The 15,276-nt window shown below is 60.6% G+C and carries 14 protein-coding genes and 1 pseudogene; 10 read left to right on the forward strand and 5 right to left on the reverse strand.

Features of this window, described 5'->3' with window-relative positions; translation table 11 throughout:
* Positions 1-35 precede the first annotated feature (35 nt).
* From DIE08_RS14075 to DIE08_RS14100, 6 genes and pseudogenes are all read left to right on the forward strand, one after another.
* On the forward strand, positions 36-2,492 hold the full coding sequence (locus DIE08_RS14075) for a penicillin acylase family protein (RefSeq protein ID WP_244102008.1): 2,457 nt from the start codon (positions 36-38) through the stop codon (positions 2,490-2,492).
* Between the two features lie 270 nt (positions 2,493-2,762).
* Positions 2,763-2,957, forward strand: a complete 195-nt coding sequence (locus DIE08_RS14080) for a hypothetical protein (RefSeq protein ID WP_124902237.1) — start codon at positions 2,763-2,765, stop codon at positions 2,955-2,957.
* A gap of 65 nt (positions 2,958-3,022) precedes the next feature.
* Positions 3,023-3,172, forward strand: a pseudogene (locus DIE08_RS14085) (transposase); the annotation flags it as partial.
* A gap of 219 nt (positions 3,173-3,391) precedes the next feature.
* Entirely contained in the window at positions 3,392-5,020 is a 1,629-nt protein-coding gene (locus DIE08_RS14090; protein ID WP_059517750.1) for a Mu transposase C-terminal domain-containing protein, read from the forward strand.
* Between the two features lie 8 nt (positions 5,021-5,028).
* Positions 5,029-5,898 carry a TniB family NTP-binding protein gene (locus DIE08_RS14095; RefSeq protein ID WP_009687734.1) on the forward strand — a complete coding sequence of 290 codons (870 nt, stop codon included), beginning with the start codon at positions 5,029-5,031 and terminating at the stop codon, positions 5,896-5,898.
* A complete protein-coding gene (locus DIE08_RS14100) occupies positions 5,876-6,403 on the forward strand; it encodes a TniQ family protein (RefSeq protein ID WP_124902238.1) in 528 nt (175 codons plus the stop codon). Before DIE08_RS14095 ends, DIE08_RS14100 begins: the two co-directional genes overlap by 23 nt.
* Positions 6,404-6,442: 39 nt before the next feature.
* Here DIE08_RS14100 and DIE08_RS14105 read toward each other — a convergent pair whose 3' ends face one another.
* The 4 genes from DIE08_RS14105 to DIE08_RS14120 all read right to left on the reverse strand — a co-directional run bounded on the left by DIE08_RS14105 (position 6,443) and on the right by DIE08_RS14120 (position 12,200).
* A complete protein-coding gene (locus tag DIE08_RS14105; RefSeq protein ID WP_124902239.1) occupies positions 6,443-7,075 on the reverse strand; it encodes a hypothetical protein in 633 nt (210 codons plus the stop codon).
* A gap of 234 nt (positions 7,076-7,309) precedes the next feature.
* Complete coding sequence (locus DIE08_RS14110) at positions 7,310-8,305, reverse strand: HNH endonuclease (protein ID WP_260436526.1); 996 nt, start codon at positions 8,303-8,305, stop codon at positions 7,310-7,312.
* A gap of 191 nt (positions 8,306-8,496) precedes the next feature.
* Positions 8,497-8,757: a hypothetical protein gene (locus tag DIE08_RS14115; protein ID WP_124902241.1), complete on the reverse strand. Its 261-nt coding sequence runs from the start codon at positions 8,755-8,757 to the stop codon at positions 8,497-8,499.
* A gap of 71 nt (positions 8,758-8,828) precedes the next feature.
* On the reverse strand, positions 8,829-12,200 hold the full coding sequence (locus DIE08_RS14120) for a hypothetical protein (RefSeq protein ID WP_124902242.1): 3,372 nt from the start codon (positions 12,198-12,200) through the stop codon (positions 8,829-8,831).
* 267 nt (positions 12,201-12,467) lie between these two features.
* Here DIE08_RS14120 and DIE08_RS14125 point away from each other — a divergent pair, with 267 nt between their 5' ends.
* Complete coding sequence (locus DIE08_RS14125; protein ID WP_124902243.1) at positions 12,468-13,316, forward strand: DNA-binding protein; 849 nt, start codon at positions 12,468-12,470, stop codon at positions 13,314-13,316.
* Positions 13,317-13,354: 38 nt separating this feature from the next.
* Here DIE08_RS14125 and DIE08_RS14130 read toward each other — a convergent pair whose 3' ends face one another.
* A complete protein-coding gene (locus DIE08_RS14130) occupies positions 13,355-13,861 on the reverse strand; it encodes a hypothetical protein (protein WP_260436521.1) in 507 nt (168 codons plus the stop codon).
* Between the two features lie 299 nt (positions 13,862-14,160).
* On the opposite strand from DIE08_RS14130, the gene DIE08_RS14135 reads away from it, so the two are divergent.
* The 3 genes from DIE08_RS14135 (at position 14,161) to DIE08_RS14145 (ending at position 15,157) form a co-directional block, all read left to right on the forward strand.
* The gene (locus tag DIE08_RS14135; protein ID WP_124902244.1) at positions 14,161-14,409 is read left to right on the forward strand and encodes a hypothetical protein; all 249 of its coding nucleotides are present in this window, start codon (positions 14,161-14,163) and stop codon (positions 14,407-14,409) included.
* Between the two features lie 43 nt (positions 14,410-14,452).
* Entirely contained in the window at positions 14,453-14,788 is a 336-nt protein-coding gene (locus DIE08_RS14140; protein WP_260436522.1) for a hypothetical protein, read from the forward strand.
* Between the two features lie 69 nt (positions 14,789-14,857).
* Complete coding sequence (locus DIE08_RS14145; RefSeq protein ID WP_185715861.1) at positions 14,858-15,157, forward strand: hypothetical protein; 300 nt, start codon at positions 14,858-14,860, stop codon at positions 15,155-15,157.
* Positions 15,158-15,276: the final 119 nt, after the last annotated feature.

The raw sequence follows: 15,276 nt of genomic DNA on the forward strand, positions 1-15,276 counted from the left end.
TGCCGCGGCGTCATTCTTTCCAGGAGCAGAACACCTTGCTGTATCGCGTCTTCCGTTGGTCGTTGCTGATCGTCGTCCTGCTGATTGCGGCGGGCGCGGGTGGGGTCGCCCTGTATGGCCGGGCGTCGCTGCCGGCGCTGGACGGCACCGTCATCGCTGGCGGGCCGGCCGGGGTCGGCGCGCGCGTCGAGATCGCGCGCGACCCGCACGGCATTCCGCATATCGTCGCGGCAACCGACGGCGACGCGTATTTTGCGCTGGGTTTCGTCCATGCGCAGGATCGGCTCTGGCAACTCGACATGAACCGGCGCATCGCGTCGGGAACGCTGGCCGAGGTCCTCGGCGCGCGCGCGCTGCCGGTCGACACCTTCATGCGCACGCTCGGCGTGCGGCGCAATGCCGAGCGCATCGTCCGCCATCTGTCGCCCGACGGCCGTTTCGCGCTGGAGCGCTATGCGGCGGGAATCAACTTCTATCTGCAAACGCGGCGCGGGGCGCTGCCGGTCGAGTACCTGATGACCGGCGCGCCGGCGCCCGCACCGTGGACGCCGGCCGACTCCGCCGCGTGGCTGTCGGTCCTCGCGTGGGACCTGAGCGGCAACATGGCAATGCAGATCGAGCGCATGCGGCTCGCGCAGAAGCTGCCGATCGAGCAGATCCACCAACTGATCACGACGTCGCCCGAGGATTCGACCCGGATGGCGACGACCGACTACGTGCCGCTGTACCGCAACCTGTCGACGCTCGCGGAGTCGGCCGTCGGTGCGCTCGCCGCGGCGCCGTCGCGGCGTGTCGAGGGTATCGGCTCGAACAACTGGGTGATCGCGGGCAGCCGCTCGGCCAGCGGCAAACCGATGCTCGCGAACGACCCGCACCTGACGCTGTCGACGCCGGGCCTGTTCTATTTGGCCCATCTGAAGTCGGATCGCCTGAATGTGGCCGGTGGTACGGTGCCCGGATTGCCGCTGGTGCTGATCGGCCACAACGAACGCATCGCTTGGGGGCTGACCAATACGGGCACGAGCGTCGAAGACCTCTTCATCGAGCAGGTGAATCCGGCGAAACGCGACCAATACCGTACGCCGGCCGGCTGGGCGCCGTTCTCCACGCGCACCGAGATCATCCGCGTGAAGGGGCAGGCGCCGGTGCGCTGGACCGTGCGCGAAACGCGCCACGGCCCCGTCGTCAGCGACGTCTCCGCAAAAGCGCGGGACGCGCTTCGCCAGTCCGACCAGTACGTGCTCGCACTGCAATGGACGGCCCTGATGCCGGACGACACCACGATGGAAGCGGGCATCGGCTTCGATCACGCGGGCAACTGGGACGCGTTTCTCGATGCCGCGTCGAAGTTCGGCGTGCCCCAGCAGAACGTCGTCTATGCGGATCGGGACGGCAACATCGGCTTCATCGCGCCCGGACGCGTGCCGCTGCGCGCGCGCGACAACGATCTGATGACCGAGGTGCCGGCGCCGGGATGGGCGGCCCGTTACGACTGGAACGGATTCGTTCCGTTCGCGGAATTGCCGCGGGCGTTCAACCCGCCGGAAGGTCGCATCGTGACGGCCAACAACCGGATCGTGCCGAACGGCTATCCGCATTTCCTGACCGGCGAGTGGGTGATGCCTTACCGGTACAGGCGCATCACCGCGCTGCTCGACGCGCGGGACAAACACACGCTGGACAGCTTTGAAGCGATCCAGGCCGACGTTCACTCGCTGTCACAGGACGATCTGCTCGGGCTGCTGATCGCGCAGGCGGGGCCGCAAGCCGATCCGGACGCCGCGCAGGCGCTGGCCTGGCTCAGTGCGTGGGATCGCGAAGCGCGTGCAGACCGGGCCGAGCCGCTGATCGCGAACGCATGGGAACGTGCGGTCACGCAGGCGATCTTCGAGCCGCGCTCCGGTCATGAGTTGTTCAAGGAGTACTGGGCGCAGCGCAACCTGCACCAGGCGCTGCTGAATGCGTTGCGCGATCCTGCGATTGGCGCAGCGTGGTGCCCGGCGGGGACGGGTACGCAGACCGCGCATCCGTGCGCCGCGCAGGTCGGTGCGTCGCTGCGGACCGCGTTGCGCGAGCTGACGCAGCGCTACGGCCGCGACATGCGTGCGTGGCGCTGGGGCGATGCCCACGCTGCGGTCGCGCCGCACCGGCCGTTCCATCAGGTGCCGTGGCTCGCGCGCTGGTTCGACGTGCGGGTGCCGGTGGGCGGCGACATGATGACGGTCAACGTCGGCGGCAACGATTTCAGCGATGAGGTCGCGCCATATCAGACGAAGATGGCCGCGGCGATGCGCATGGTAGTGGACATGGCCGACCCCGATGCTGCGCGCTTCGCGATGCCGGAGGGCCAGTCGGGCAACCGCTTTTCGATGTGGTACGCGGACATGATGCCGTTATGGGCAAGCGGTCGCTACGTCACGATTCCCACCAGTATCAGCAGCATACGTCAGTGCGACTGTAAGCGATTGATGCTTGGTCCGTCACGCGAGTGATGTCGCAAATGTGTAGCAAGCAAGGCTAACCCATCGAGACGTCGATGCAGTCGTCTCTCATCCTCCAGGAAATCTCAGATGAATCAGAAGAACGCGAATGAGGTGTGCAAACAGATGCTGGTCGGGGCAACGGCGCTTTTTTTTTGCTCATGTTGCGCGGGTTGCCCGACCAGGTATGTCAGACATCGAGGGCCGAATCGTATGATTTCTGCGTTTCGGGAAAGTGTGCCACGCTACGTCCGCATACCGTGACCCAGCAGGAAAGGCAGCATGACACCGATCGAGCAGGTGATACGCGACCCGAGCGCGTCGGACTGGCTAAAGAGAACTCTGGAGAGCGCCCTGCAGCGCGACCCGATCGATGCGGCTAACGACGCGGAAATTCTCGCAGAATTGCTGAGGTCGCGGGGGGACGCTATGGTCGCCGAACTTCGACGGTTGGATGGCTTTCCCCGGCGAGGTTAGGCAGAGTGTTAGTGACCCTGCCTCGATTGCACGTACAGCAAGAAGTTTGATAACTTTTTGCCTGTATGGAGAAGATCATGGCAGAGAACGTGGTACCGAGACGGCAGTACACGAAGGAATTCAAGGTGGAGGCGGTGCGGCTCGCTGAGAGCGTCGGTCAGCATGAAGCCGCTCGCAGGCTGGGCGTGCCGGTGGCGACGCTGGGGAACTGGTGTTGAAGCCCTTAAAAACTGCTAATCGTGTCCATAGATTACGCTAATGTAAGACACGGCCACGGCCCCGCGAGATAAGGCATTGCTGCCGTCTCGCGCGTCTTTTCATGCGTTGCGTTTTGGCAACGCGCGCACGATCCGATGTCCGTTTATTTTGCTAACGCGTTCTACCTGTCCTTTAATTCCGCTAACGCGTCTGACGAGGCTCGATTAGGAGCGGCAATGACGGTTTCCGAGGAAGCAGTTAGCAGAGCGGAAAAAGTAGCAGATGTCCTCCGGCCATTGGGGCGAGGACCGCTTTCGAAGAAGCGCGCGGTTTTGGCTGCCAATCTGCTCGGCGTCCACTGGACTACTGTTTATCGTCTGCGGCGGAAATTTCTGGCAAACCCGGTAGCGAGCGCGGTCATCCCGAAACGACGAGGCCCATCTGAGAGCAGCCATCGATTGGGAGGGGCCGTTGATGCAGTGATTGACGAAGTAGTGCACGTCTGGCTGCCCACTCAACGACATTTGGCGCATCCTGCAACCGATCTCGTGCTGGAGGTTCGACGCAGATGTGAGCTTGCCGGACTGCAACCACCAGGCCGAACCACCATAGGCCGGCGGTGGGCTCAGCATCGCGAGGCAGACGCCCTGCAGCGCGCGGCCCTTCCCAGCGCGCTGGCAGCGCCAGGTTCACTTGTCGCAAAGTATCCTCTGGAAATCGTTCAGGTCGACCATACCCAGGCGGACGTCGTTTTGGTTAGCGAACACGACAGACAGGTGATTGGCCGCCCGTGGCTGACTATCGCTCTGGACGTTGCAACCAGGTGCGTGTTGAGTTTTTACGTTGGTATGGAGCGTCCGGGAGCGGCTACCGTTGGTTTGCTGCTGACCAGGGCGGCACTGCCCAAAGGCCCCTGGCTCGCGAAGATCGAGGCGGACGCAGAGTGGCCAATGCGTGGGATTCCGAGCGTTCTACATCTGGACAACGCTGCCGAGTTCAAGAGCAGGGCGCTTCGCAGTGGATGTCGGGAATACGGTATCCACCTGATGTATCGTCCAGTCGGGCGGCCTCATTTTGGCGGCCATATTGAACGCCTGAACCGCACCCTGATGGAGCGTGTCCGGGGCTTACCGGGGGCGACTGGATCGTCTCCCAAAGGACGGAAGGCGCGAGAGTCTGAAAAGACGGCCTCGTTGACGCTTCGAGAATTCGAGCAATGGCTCGCGATCGAGATCGCCAGACGCTACCACCACGTTCCGCATCGCGGGCTGCTTGGAGCGACGCCAGCTGACACGTGGCGGATGCTTGCCCTTAGCCTTGATTCGCGGCAGCTTCCCGCTTCCAGCGACGCTGAGCTCAGGTTCCTGATTCGGTTTTTGCCTGTAGTGCAGAGGAAAATCCAGGCTGACGGACTGACGCTCTTCCATGTTCGTTATTGGCATCCGATTTTCGTCGCCTGGCGCCAGACGCGGCGGGCGGTCACCGTTCGGTATCATCCGGAGGACCTCTCGCGGGTTTTTGTGACAGCAGGGAGCGGCAACTACCTCGAAGTCCGTTACGCAGACATGCGGCGGCCGGCAATTTCTCTTTTTGAACACCGGGCAGCGTTGCATTCCATTAGGTTGGAAGGACAACAAACTGTTTCTGAGTCGCTGATCTTCAGGACAATAGAAGAGCAACGGCATGTAATTTCCAGAGCCAAACAGACAACGGCCCGTGCACGTCGACGGTCACGCAAAAAGATCGTCCCATTGGAAGAGTTGCGCGACAGGATTGTCCCGTACAGGCATGACTTGAAGGAGCAGGAGGCTGAGGCGGTCGACTACGCGACGCCAGTTCAGGCCTTCGATGTGGAGCAATGGTGAGGTGAAACATGAAGGGTGGGGCACTTGCGCATCTGCTACCGGCTGCCAGACAGCAAGCCGAGTTAGGGAACGACGAACGAATCCTTGGACTTCTTCGAGACCGCTGGATCGACTATCCCCGCGCGACGCAAGCCCTGCAGCAACTTGAGCGCCTCTTTGAGACGCCCCGCCGAGAGCGTATGCCGTGCCTGCTGTTGCACGGTGATTCAAATATTGGCAAGACGAAAATTACGGCCAAATTTCGCCGCGCACATCCAAGCGAGTTTGACGAGAAAAGCGGGGTCGAACGTTGTCCGGTCGTCGCGATGCAGATGCCACCGACCCCTGATCAGCATCGATTCTATTCAGGCTTACTGGTCGAGCTAGGTGCTCCGCACAATGCCGCTTCCGGCTTGGCAGCCCTTGAACGTTTAGCTCGCGAGATTCTCAGGCGGATGTCACCGCGCATGCTGGTCGTGGATGAGGTGCATCACCTACTTGCGGGCTCTTATCGCGAGCAGCGCGCGTCGCTGAACCTGCTGAAATTTCTGGCTAACGACCTTCAGATCAGCATGGTTCTGGTCGGCACCCGCGACGCGGTGCTGGCGCTTCAAACCGATACCCAGATGATTAGTCGGTATGTGCCGTTCGAAATACCACGGTGGCGGGAGAGCGATGGTCTACGGCGGCTTCTCGCGGCCTTCGAACGCGTGCTGCCACTGCGCAAGCCATCGGATCTCGCACGACGCGAGATCGTTCAGTTTGTTCTGAGCGCGAGCGGCGGACTTACCGGTGAGATATCCACGTTGCTGAACAATGCCGCCGAGCTATCAATTCGCAACGGCGACGAATTTATCGACATTACGCATCTCGAGCATGTCTGCCGAGTCGAGCAGTAACATCGTTCCATGGCCGATTGCCCCCAGGCCCTTCTACGAGGAGGCCTTTGGTGGCTGGTTAGGCCGTGTCGCGACGCGATATCAGGTGAGCGTTGCGATGCTGTGGCAGATGAGCTCGAGCGAGGCGCTGCCCTCGCTTGGGACTGCTGGATGGATTCTTTTTCCTCCGATTTCTCCGCCAGCGCTTCAACGATTCTCAACGCTCGCACGCCTTGATGAAGACAGATTGAGGCACATCCAGACGCCATCGGCCTGGCTCTTCAACTGGAGCTGCGTGCCGTACTGCTTCAGATGCCTCGTGCTGAACGACGCGGACGTTTCAGTGCCTCGCTGGAAACGTGAGTGGCTCGATCCGACAGCCGAATTCTGTAGCGTGCATCACACGGTTTTGGAAACAGTCCCCGCCTCTGTATTTCGGCTGTCGGGTCACTTTGCTGCCGCGCTGCGCGCGATTAGCCGTTATCGCGAGAAACGAGCGTTCAAGGACCGCAGATGGCTGCGGTAGCAGAATTAACGGACACGATTAGCGTTGCAGCGGACGCCATTAGCACAAACTTCGAACTTCAACAGCTGCACCGTGCCCAATCACGCGGTCAGGGAAATAGGGGTTTCCGTTTCCGGTTAGCGGGTTATCTGCGAAATACATCTGGAACCGTCTTTCGAAGTCGGCCGCTTGTTGTTCGCTGGATTCCTTATCGGGATCCTGGGTCACCATTTTGTAGTGCATCAGGCGGTTGCGTAACGCGAATAGCGCAGCGGCCGCCTTGTATCGCACGCCCTTCGTGTCGAGGGCGGGAAGATCGAGCAGGCGCAAGGCCAAGTCGTACTTTTCCATTACTGGCGCGAGTTCGACCTTGGGGACGTCGGCCCAGACCCGAGCGACGAACGTCGCCTTGTCTCTCCCGATGCGCAGGTGATTGCGGTCAGGCCGGTCACGGCATTCGGCAAACAACTCGTTCACGAAGGCTTCGACTGCAGCCGCGCTCATCATGATCGCACTCGTCGCAAACGCGTGATGCTCGGCGAGCACGGCCGGGCCATACCATTGCTTCGAGCGATGGTCTATTTCGAGTGAGTACGCCTTCTTTGTGAGCAGCGCCGCGCCAGTCAGGTAATTCATCGACAGGTACGTGCGCATTGTGATCTCGCCCGAATCGCTGAATTCCATGGTGCTCAAGGCCAGCTCCTGTATGAAAAAGGGGGCGATCGCTGCGTACCCCGTACCCTGATAATGCGTCTCGACGGGACTACCTATCCGTCGGCTCGGTGTTGAAGCTGCCGGGAGCATCGGCATCCGCGGCAGGGATCGAGGCCCGTAGGTGTGAGATCAGGGCCGACGAGCCTTTGTGTATAGCACGCTGCCAAGTCCGGATCCAAATCCAACCCAGACATAAGTGCCTGCCCTTGCTATTCAATCCGGTGCCTCGTCGGCGGTTGGCGTCGGCTTATGGTCTAGCCTACTGGCTTCCGCAGTTTCGAAAGTGTAGGTGACCTTTATCGTGTCGTCTCTTACCGGATCGGTCCCGTACAGGTCAATTTCTCCTGCGTGTAGGACGTCCTCCGCGGCATCTGGCCAAGGAAAGGGCGCCAGCACTATGTGGGCTTCCATCGGGAGCCGGACGTCATGCAGCGGACACGGAATATTGACCTGAAACCTCTGGTTACCGTACGACAACAGCAAATAGGCGTACGGTACACGGTCCGGAGCGTTGTGCTTGCGGGTGAGAAGATGGATTGCGAAGCTATCGGCAGGCGTGCTTGTCGCAACCAGCCATTCTGCTGAAGGTATCTGGATAAAGTCGTCGCCTGTCCTGGCACCCATCAGCCAGTCCCGCGTCTCACCAAAATTTGCGAACTCGTCATCCGGCATCACCGACAGGGCCATTTTCACGAATGTCTTAAGGACGGCGACTGGCACATATGGATCGCGTGTCAGTGAGAGGTTCACGACACAATGATCGTCGCTGGCCGTGAACGGTCGATCGTCTTCGTTTGCACCCGCGAATATCTCGAACCGATTGCCCGTCCGTTCAATTCGCCAGCCCGACGGCCCACCGCCTTTTAAAGTCGGAATGCCGGTCTTCCCGCGGCGCCCCGCCAGTAGTCGATTTGGCTTTGACCAGTTCCCGAAGTGGTTTTCGATGCCTGAACCAAAGAACCGGTTGCATGTGTCGCATTCATACTCACTGATGAGACGACGGTTGCCGATTGACTCGGGAACGGCATGCGCGACGTCCCCAAATGTGACCTGCGGTACGCCCTGGCCACAGAACCGGCAACACCGCGGTTCAGGACCTCGAAGAATGCGTTTCTTCTGGCTGGCGATGTTGACCTGTTCGAACGTGAAGCGCAGGCGATAGTTGCGCTCGTAGAAGGCAGCGGCCTTGCGATGGTACTCGGGTTTCATGGACACGCCATTGATCCTCTCGGGACTAGTGGAATCGGTGCGAGCGGAAATATCGGCGCCGTCGGTCGGCCCTGGCGTTGCTTCTTGCTAATTCGGGCCACGCGGTGCTTAGGTGCTGCAGTCTTGTCGCCTGCCAACGAGAATCGCGCTGATCGGCCACCCAGGGGGCGCGCCGATCAACGCATCGAATTTTAGGTGGAGCGCTTGATGTGGGCCTCGAGTGCCAGAGCCACTCTATATCGTTTCGCTCGCGACTCAGCAATGCCGACTTCAGTTGCGTTTCCGGGCGGAGGAACCTGTGCCCCGCGCTTGTACTCCGCGACAATCTTTCCCCATGATTCCGCGAGAACTTTTGGATTCTCGCTCGTGTTGAAAAGTGTCACGACTGCCCGTTCAAGCACCGCGAGCTTATCCTGAATCTCACCCATTTCCCGATTTTCAATCTCTGACATGGTTGGTCCTAGCGAAGTGTTGAGTACGCTGTGGGTGCGCGAACGTCGATATCGCACTCAGCACTTTTATTCTATCGTGCCGCGATATTCCTCTCTTCGATGGACGACCAGAATACATATAGAACATCAACTGGCGCGCGGCCGCGTTCGTACCCGTAGAAAAGTTCGTCCGATCGGAGTCTTATCACTCGCGAAGCAACCTCCGATCGTGCCGGATCTTCCTGTGGCACTGAATCGCCAGTGGCCTTACCGTTGCATCGGGCCATGATGGCCGCAACGATGTCATTTCGGTTCGAGAGCAGATGTTGATCGGTATTGGCCGGCACGGCAAACGCAGCCAGATTGTTTTCTTTCGCGATCTGTTTTCCGACGGCGAAAAATGCACGCACGATTGAAGTAGCGTCGTGCCCAGAATCGCCATCGGTGACGGTGTTGATGGCGCGCATGATGAGGGTCGGACGAGTAGCATCGATTGCCGCGATTGGCTCGACATAGAGCATGGCCATGGCAGAAAGTCGCTTTCTCGCCAGATCGAAGACCAGTAGATGCGAGTGCCGGCGCTCGTGCCACATGCGCACGTTGTCGCCACTGCAGAGTTTCGTTGCGACTTTCGCGAAGTAGGCTGCACCATGTTTTGAGATGACGGCACGGTAGCTGCCGTCGCCCGCAGCAAGTACTCCGCCGCTAAACGCTTCTAACTGGCGATGAATCCAGCGGCCATAGACTTCGCGAATGCGCTGCCCGGTCTGACCGAGCGCCATGACGAGATCCGGGGAGGGTGCCGCTTCGAGGCCGGTACCTTGTGATGTCGTGTCGACGAGCCGGCGCGAGAGCGTGTGGCTGGCTGGCTCGCTAAGCTGCCCGACTAACGTTTGGCTTGACCGGGGAACGGTATGCCCAAGCTCGACATCAAAGAAGTTCGCAAGGCGCTCCGCGGCCTCATAACGACGTTCCAGGTCGTGGGTCGTGAGGCTTAGCGCCTCGACTTCCGAGCCGAGCGCGTCGCAAAGCGCTTCGGGTAGCGTGCCCAGTATCGCACCCAGGTGGCGGACTAGCGTTTGCGGCGTCGACGCACGCTGGTTCTCACGCATCTGTCGAGGCGATAGACCATCTGACGCCCGGCCGACGTCGACGCTGATGAATTGACGGAAATTGCGCGCGTAGTCGAGTGCTTCCCGCAACGCAATGATTCCTTGCTGGTCAATTTCACGCTTTGGCTTCAGCTCGATACGCCGGCGCGCGAAGTGCATCTCGTAGGGGCGTAGCGCTAGCCCGGTCAGGTGAGAATCAAGCCCCGATAGTTCAGCCCAGGATTCGACGCAGCTCCGAAAGTCGAGACTGTAGACGGCGGAAATCGCATCGGCCTGCAGTTTGGAGATGACTTCCGTGCCGGGGCCGCGTCCATCGAGTAGGTCTGCCACTTCTCCATTAAACAGAGTCAGTTGCTCCTCGTAGGCGCGCATATCCCGCCACGTGGCACGAATCAGGCTCGCGGCGAGAATCCCGCCTGTCGCATTGAGTTGATGCCGCAGATGCGGCAGCGCCTTCTCTTCAAGTTCCGGCTCGAGCTCGGCCACCCGAGCCCAGTAAGCGTCGTATGTGGCATTGCCCGAGCCGGAAGTCGGTCGACGACATACCTCCGCACATTCATCGTATCGTGCGTTCCAGAAGGCGCTGGCGTTGCGATTGACGTGGACGAAATCGCCTCGCTCGGATGCGTCGTCGAGCAGGATCCGAGTCACCGGGGCGCGCCAGTTATGGTCCTGGACTGCCTCGATGCCTCTTGCTTTGCGGCGCCAGGTGCGTAACGCCTCGACCGTTGAATAGCCCCGTCCTTCAATGGCCCAGCCCAATACACCTTTCGCGATGCGCGCGAATGGGCGGATCTGCTGAAACTCGGCTCGTGACGTGACCTTGAGCATCTTTGCGAGGTATTCGAACGAATCGAGATGCTTGTCGCCAATTTCCAGTACCCACTTGGCGGCCGTATCTGGATCAGCGCTGGTGTCGCGCATTCGTCGATACAGGGCGAGGAGGCGACCGACGTTCGACGTTGTTATCGACGATGCATAGACCTTCTCGAAGGCTAGGACGCCGGCCGCGCTTCCGAGGTCGTGCGCTGCGAGTACGCCGAGAAACGATTCGAGTTCGTCCTCGGAGTGCTGCACGGCGTAGCTGAGGCAATGAGCGAGTTGATCGAATCCCAGCGCATGCGGATCGGCCAGAAGCAAGGTGATCGTGCGTATTGGGTCGGCGCGACGCTCGCAGGCGGTGAGTAGAAAGTATTGGGCTTGCGCCAGTGCCTCATGCGTGGCGCCGCGTGCTTTCAGAGCGTGGACGACCTGTTCGGCCTTTTCAGGCAGGGCGTCGCATTCAAGAAATTGGTCGAACAATGCCATCTTGGGCAACTCGCGCGCACCGAGAACGTCGATGACAAAGTTCCAGTTGCGTGCCTTATGCGCACGCCACAGTGTTTCGCCAAGCGCTTCGAAAATCTCGGGGCCGTCGTGGTAGCCGCGTGCAGAGAGCGCAGCCAGTGAGCGATTCAGATCGTCGGGCGAGCATCGATGCCAGAAGGGCAGTAGCCGAACCGTGCTGTTTCGCGGCACCCCAAGTTTGAGTAGACGTGCGATCGAGCGCTTTGCCTGTCGATTGGCAACGGTTCTATCCCAAGTATCGTATCCATCGCTTCGCAGTGGCTCGAGCCAGGCGAGTTCCTCGAGGGTGCGAATCACCCCAAGCTCAGTGAAGACCGTTAGATATTCGGAGTCGATGTTTTGGCAGATCTTCGCGAACTTAGTCAGCCCCTCGGCTGAACCTACACCAAGTCGTCGCGCGCTGCGAACAACGTGCTCGCCAATCATGCCGATTTCTTTGAGGTGTTCCTGCGAATCGGGCAGTGAGAAATGGCGTAGGAAGAAGTCGAACGCCGCGTCGAAGTAGATCTGGCGCCACCAACGCGAGCGCGTGAGCGCCGCGAACACACATCTCCTGCCTTGCGGTGTACCGACCGATCGTAGGCGGGCGGCGGTGCGACGCCACCAAACCATAGGCATCAATGCGCTGAGTGCGCCTTGGGCGATCCGCTCGCCACGTGTGAGGCCGGGTAGCGCGTCATCCGGGATGCGCAGTGCACGTTGGGCAAAGGCAGCCTCCTCCGGTTGACCGTAGATCGAGTGCTTTGAGAGGTGCTCAATCACATCGTGAGCATGATTGCGAAAGGCTTCGATGACGATTCGGCCGTACACCAACCCTCGTGGTGGAAGTGGCTGACACGCCCAAGGATCAATCTCGCGGGAGGCCTTTCGCCATGCCTGTTCGATCGAGTGGCGGACATTCGCGGAAGCAATCGCCTGCGTGCGATACGTTCGATAGGACTGTAGTTGCACCCGGGCGTCGTCGATAAACGCGGTCGGTGCGGTGAGCGTGGAGGCAGTTGGCATACGGTCGTTCTGGAGAAGTCAGCGTAACGCCGAAGCGTCAGAGTCTCTGATATCAGGTCGACGCTGGAGGCGCCGAGGCCGCTACTGGCGATTGTGAGGAAAAGCGGGCAAATGCGCGAGCGGCCGAGCGCAGATGGAACAATCCGTCGTTGTGCTGCGACGCTTCGCGCTTGTCGCCGAGGGTGCCGACCGTGTCAAATTGGTCTTGCATGTTTTCATAACGTAACATAACATAACGTAACACAAATTTTGGCGAAATGTTACGCTATGGCGCGCGAACCGAACATTACTCAAGATCAAGTAAGCAAGGTGGCGGAGCAGATCCGCGACGCCGGCGGCCGGCCGACCGCGCGCGCCATCCGCGAGCGCTTGGGCACGGGGTCGATGGCGACGGTGCTGAAGTTCTTTCAGGCGTGGCAGGATGCCCAGGTCCGGCCGGCCGAGGCGCCAGTGGTGCTCCCTCTAGCGTTGCAGCGGGGCTTGCTGGATTTCGTTGCCGCGGAGGTGGAGCGGAGTAAGGGCGATTTGCGAACGGACCTTGAAATCGCGAACCAAGCCAATGCGGATCTCATCCTTGAAGCGGAGCGGCAAACGGCGCTTGTCGATAATCTGTCCGCATCGCTCGAGAGCGCGTACGCAGATAAGGCCGTGCTGTCCGGGCGCCTTGAGCAGGTCGAGGCGGAGCGCGACGAGGCTCGTCATGAAGCGGCGGTTGAGCGTGCGGCGGCAGAGTCCGCTCGTACGGACTTGGCCAAGGCTCTGCTTCGATTAGAGGCAATGCCACGCTTGGAGGAGGACCTCAAGACCGTTCGTGATGCCTTGGAGAAAGAACGCGCGGCCCGTGTCAAAGCCGAGCAAGAGTCGGCGGTCTCAGCCACGAAATCGGACGCTGCGCGCGAAGCGCAAACCACACTCGAGCGCACGCTCGAAGAGTCCCGTCAACATGGTCGAGAGAGGGAGGCCGAGTTGGTCGACGTGAGGTCGGAGCTGAAAGAGGCTCGAGCCGCTATCGAGCTTTTGCGGAGCGAGCAACGTGTCGCTCTCAGTCGGCCGCGGGCGCGCGCGTCGTTGTCCGCGACGCGCGTCGATCGAAAGTCAACGGAGGGAAGGAAGTAGCCGCGAAGTTGAGATGTCTATTCTCGAACGTGAAGGCGTCACCAAAATTCGACGCCTCTAGCATCAGCTCGCTTGTACGCCGCTTCGTGAAAATCCTGCAGGTCAAACGCCCGGCGACGCGTGTCCAACGCGCAGATGGCCGCAGCCTCGACAACAAATCGAGCGGGCGCAAATCGATCTGGATCTATCGGGTTGCGGCGCACCCATCCGTGCATGCCCCACGCGTCGATTAGACCTCTATTAGCGAGCAGCCGATCGAACGCATCGACCCGCTCGAGGAAGCAGGCGCGCGTGTTCTCGTCTGAGAACACGTCGGTTGCCACGGTTGCGAGAGCAATTTCGTAGGGGCCGGGATCCATTCCGTAAAACGAGATCAGCATTCCCCGAATTTTCGAGACCCGATGTGCGTCGACCAACACCTCGCCGTCGTGGATCGCGCCAGCCAGCTCGAAGGCTGAGGAAAATAAGCGTGGCATCAACAAAGGGACAATCACGATGGCCTCCGGAGCGGTACCCAGTACGGTATAGGCGAGGGTGCCTCTCACGGCAAGCAGTCCCGATTTGTTGTTGAAACCCGAACACCATCGCCGAGCTGTGCAAGGGTGCGCTTCACAGAACGCCTGGCGTAGTCGATCGTGCAAGCGGGTTTGCGCTATCCCATTGAGGTGATCGTGCGAGCCAGACAACACTCCCTGCTAGCGGGCTTGATCGTGCTGCCTGAGCGCGACTATCAGGTGCTGCGTCGATGTGGGAACAACACGTACTGGTTTTGATGGCGACGCGATGAAAACCAGCGCTCGATACACGAAAGGACGCGTTGGCGCATGCCCATACAAGGAAAACGATGACGAAAGCGTATGACGAACAGCGGGTCCTCGAGCAGCAGGTTCGCGAGTGGACCATGGAACTGAAGCGCCTAGCCGGCCAGATCGCTGCGGCAAAAGGTATGCCGAGCGCAATCGTGATGATCACACCGATCGACGAGGACTACCAGGACGTCGTCCCCGAATTGATCGCGGAAGATGCGCTTCAGGTCCGTACCTACGGCTGGCCCGCCGGTTTCAACGTTGAGATTCTCAACCAAGCTGATTAGGAGTGGCGTGATGACTCGCAAGACCAACGAAAAGGCACCCGCGATGCCGGCGCCCGTGCGCGTCGACGGCATCGTGTTCTACGCCGCGCTGCATGAAGATCGCTGGATCGAAACGATCGGTGTCCCGTTCGAGCATTGCGGTCGCATCTGGGCTGTGCATCGCAGCATGCTGTCAGATCCGTATATGCCGGCGCTGTTCTCGGTATCTGATGTGGAAACGGGGCGAAGCATTGGCCGGATCATGGAAGGGTCGATTGAAGCCGCGCGCGCGGTGGCTATCGAGAAAATCGACCGAGCCACATCCGAGCAATGGAGCGCGATTTTCTCGGCCGAGCGATCCGCGAAGCCGCGCACGCGTCCGAGCGCTGCGACTGCCTGATCAATACGGAACGACACACAGCGATTCGCGTTTTCTCCGCTGCGCATTTACAGCCGAACCGAGTTCACCGTGCTGAAAGTGCGCCTCTACTTCGGCATCCACAGCCTGCAGACGCTTGAGGTCGACTTCGACGCATCGGGCGAGCAGGAGACAGCCGCGTGCGATGCGATTGTGCTGCTTTGCGCCTGCGCGACCGGGCTGCGGCGGGTCGAGGGCGCTGCGGCCGCCGTCGGCGCACTCACACGCGGCGTGCTTGAGGGCGCACTGGGCGATGGGTGGGGCCTGCCCGTGATGGGCAAGGGCAGGCGGGCACGCACCGTTCCTATGCCGCGGCGCATCATTGACGAGCAGCCAGCGCAGCTGCGCTAGTTATGTCGACGCCGGCCGCGGCGATGGGCACCGCGGCAGCAAACTTGGTCGGCCGTTCGTAGCATCGCGTCTGGTAGGAACGTGCAGGAAGGGAATGGGCGTGGTGTCGAGCAACGTGC

Origin of the sequence: Burkholderia sp. Bp9004 (assembly GCF_003858025.1) — a bacterium.
Lineage (GTDB): Bacteria > Pseudomonadota > Gammaproteobacteria > Burkholderiales > Burkholderiaceae > Burkholderia > Burkholderia diffusa.

Bases quoted from the DNA above. Each gene is read 5' to 3' on its own strand.
- DIE08_RS14125 (WP_124902243.1), top strand. From the start codon at position 12,468: ATGGCGCGCGAACCGAACATTACTCAAGATCAAGTAAGCAAGGTGGCG.
- DIE08_RS14140 (WP_260436522.1), top strand. From the start codon at position 14,453: ATGCCGGCGCCCGTGCGCGTCGACGGCATCGTGTTCTACGCCGCGCTG.
- DIE08_RS14120 (WP_124902242.1), bottom strand. From the start codon at position 12,200: ATGCCAACTGCCTCCACGCTCACCGCACCGACCGCGTTTATCGACGAC.
- DIE08_RS14135 (WP_124902244.1), top strand. From the start codon at position 14,161: ATGACGAAAGCGTATGACGAACAGCGGGTCCTCGAGCAGCAGGTTCGC.
- DIE08_RS14095 (WP_009687734.1), top strand. From the start codon at position 5,029: ATGAAGGGTGGGGCACTTGCGCATCTGCTACCGGCTGCCAGACAGCAA.
- DIE08_RS14115 (WP_124902241.1), bottom strand. From the start codon at position 8,757: ATGTCAGAGATTGAAAATCGGGAAATGGGTGAGATTCAGGATAAGCTC.
- DIE08_RS14100 (WP_124902238.1), top strand. From the start codon at position 5,876: ATGTCTGCCGAGTCGAGCAGTAACATCGTTCCATGGCCGATTGCCCCC.
- DIE08_RS14080 (WP_124902237.1), top strand. From the start codon at position 2,763: ATGACACCGATCGAGCAGGTGATACGCGACCCGAGCGCGTCGGACTGG.
- DIE08_RS14110 (WP_260436526.1), bottom strand. From the start codon at position 8,305: ATGAAACCCGAGTACCATCGCAAGGCCGCTGCCTTCTACGAGCGCAAC.
- DIE08_RS14090 (WP_059517750.1), top strand. From the start codon at position 3,392: ATGACGGTTTCCGAGGAAGCAGTTAGCAGAGCGGAAAAAGTAGCAGAT.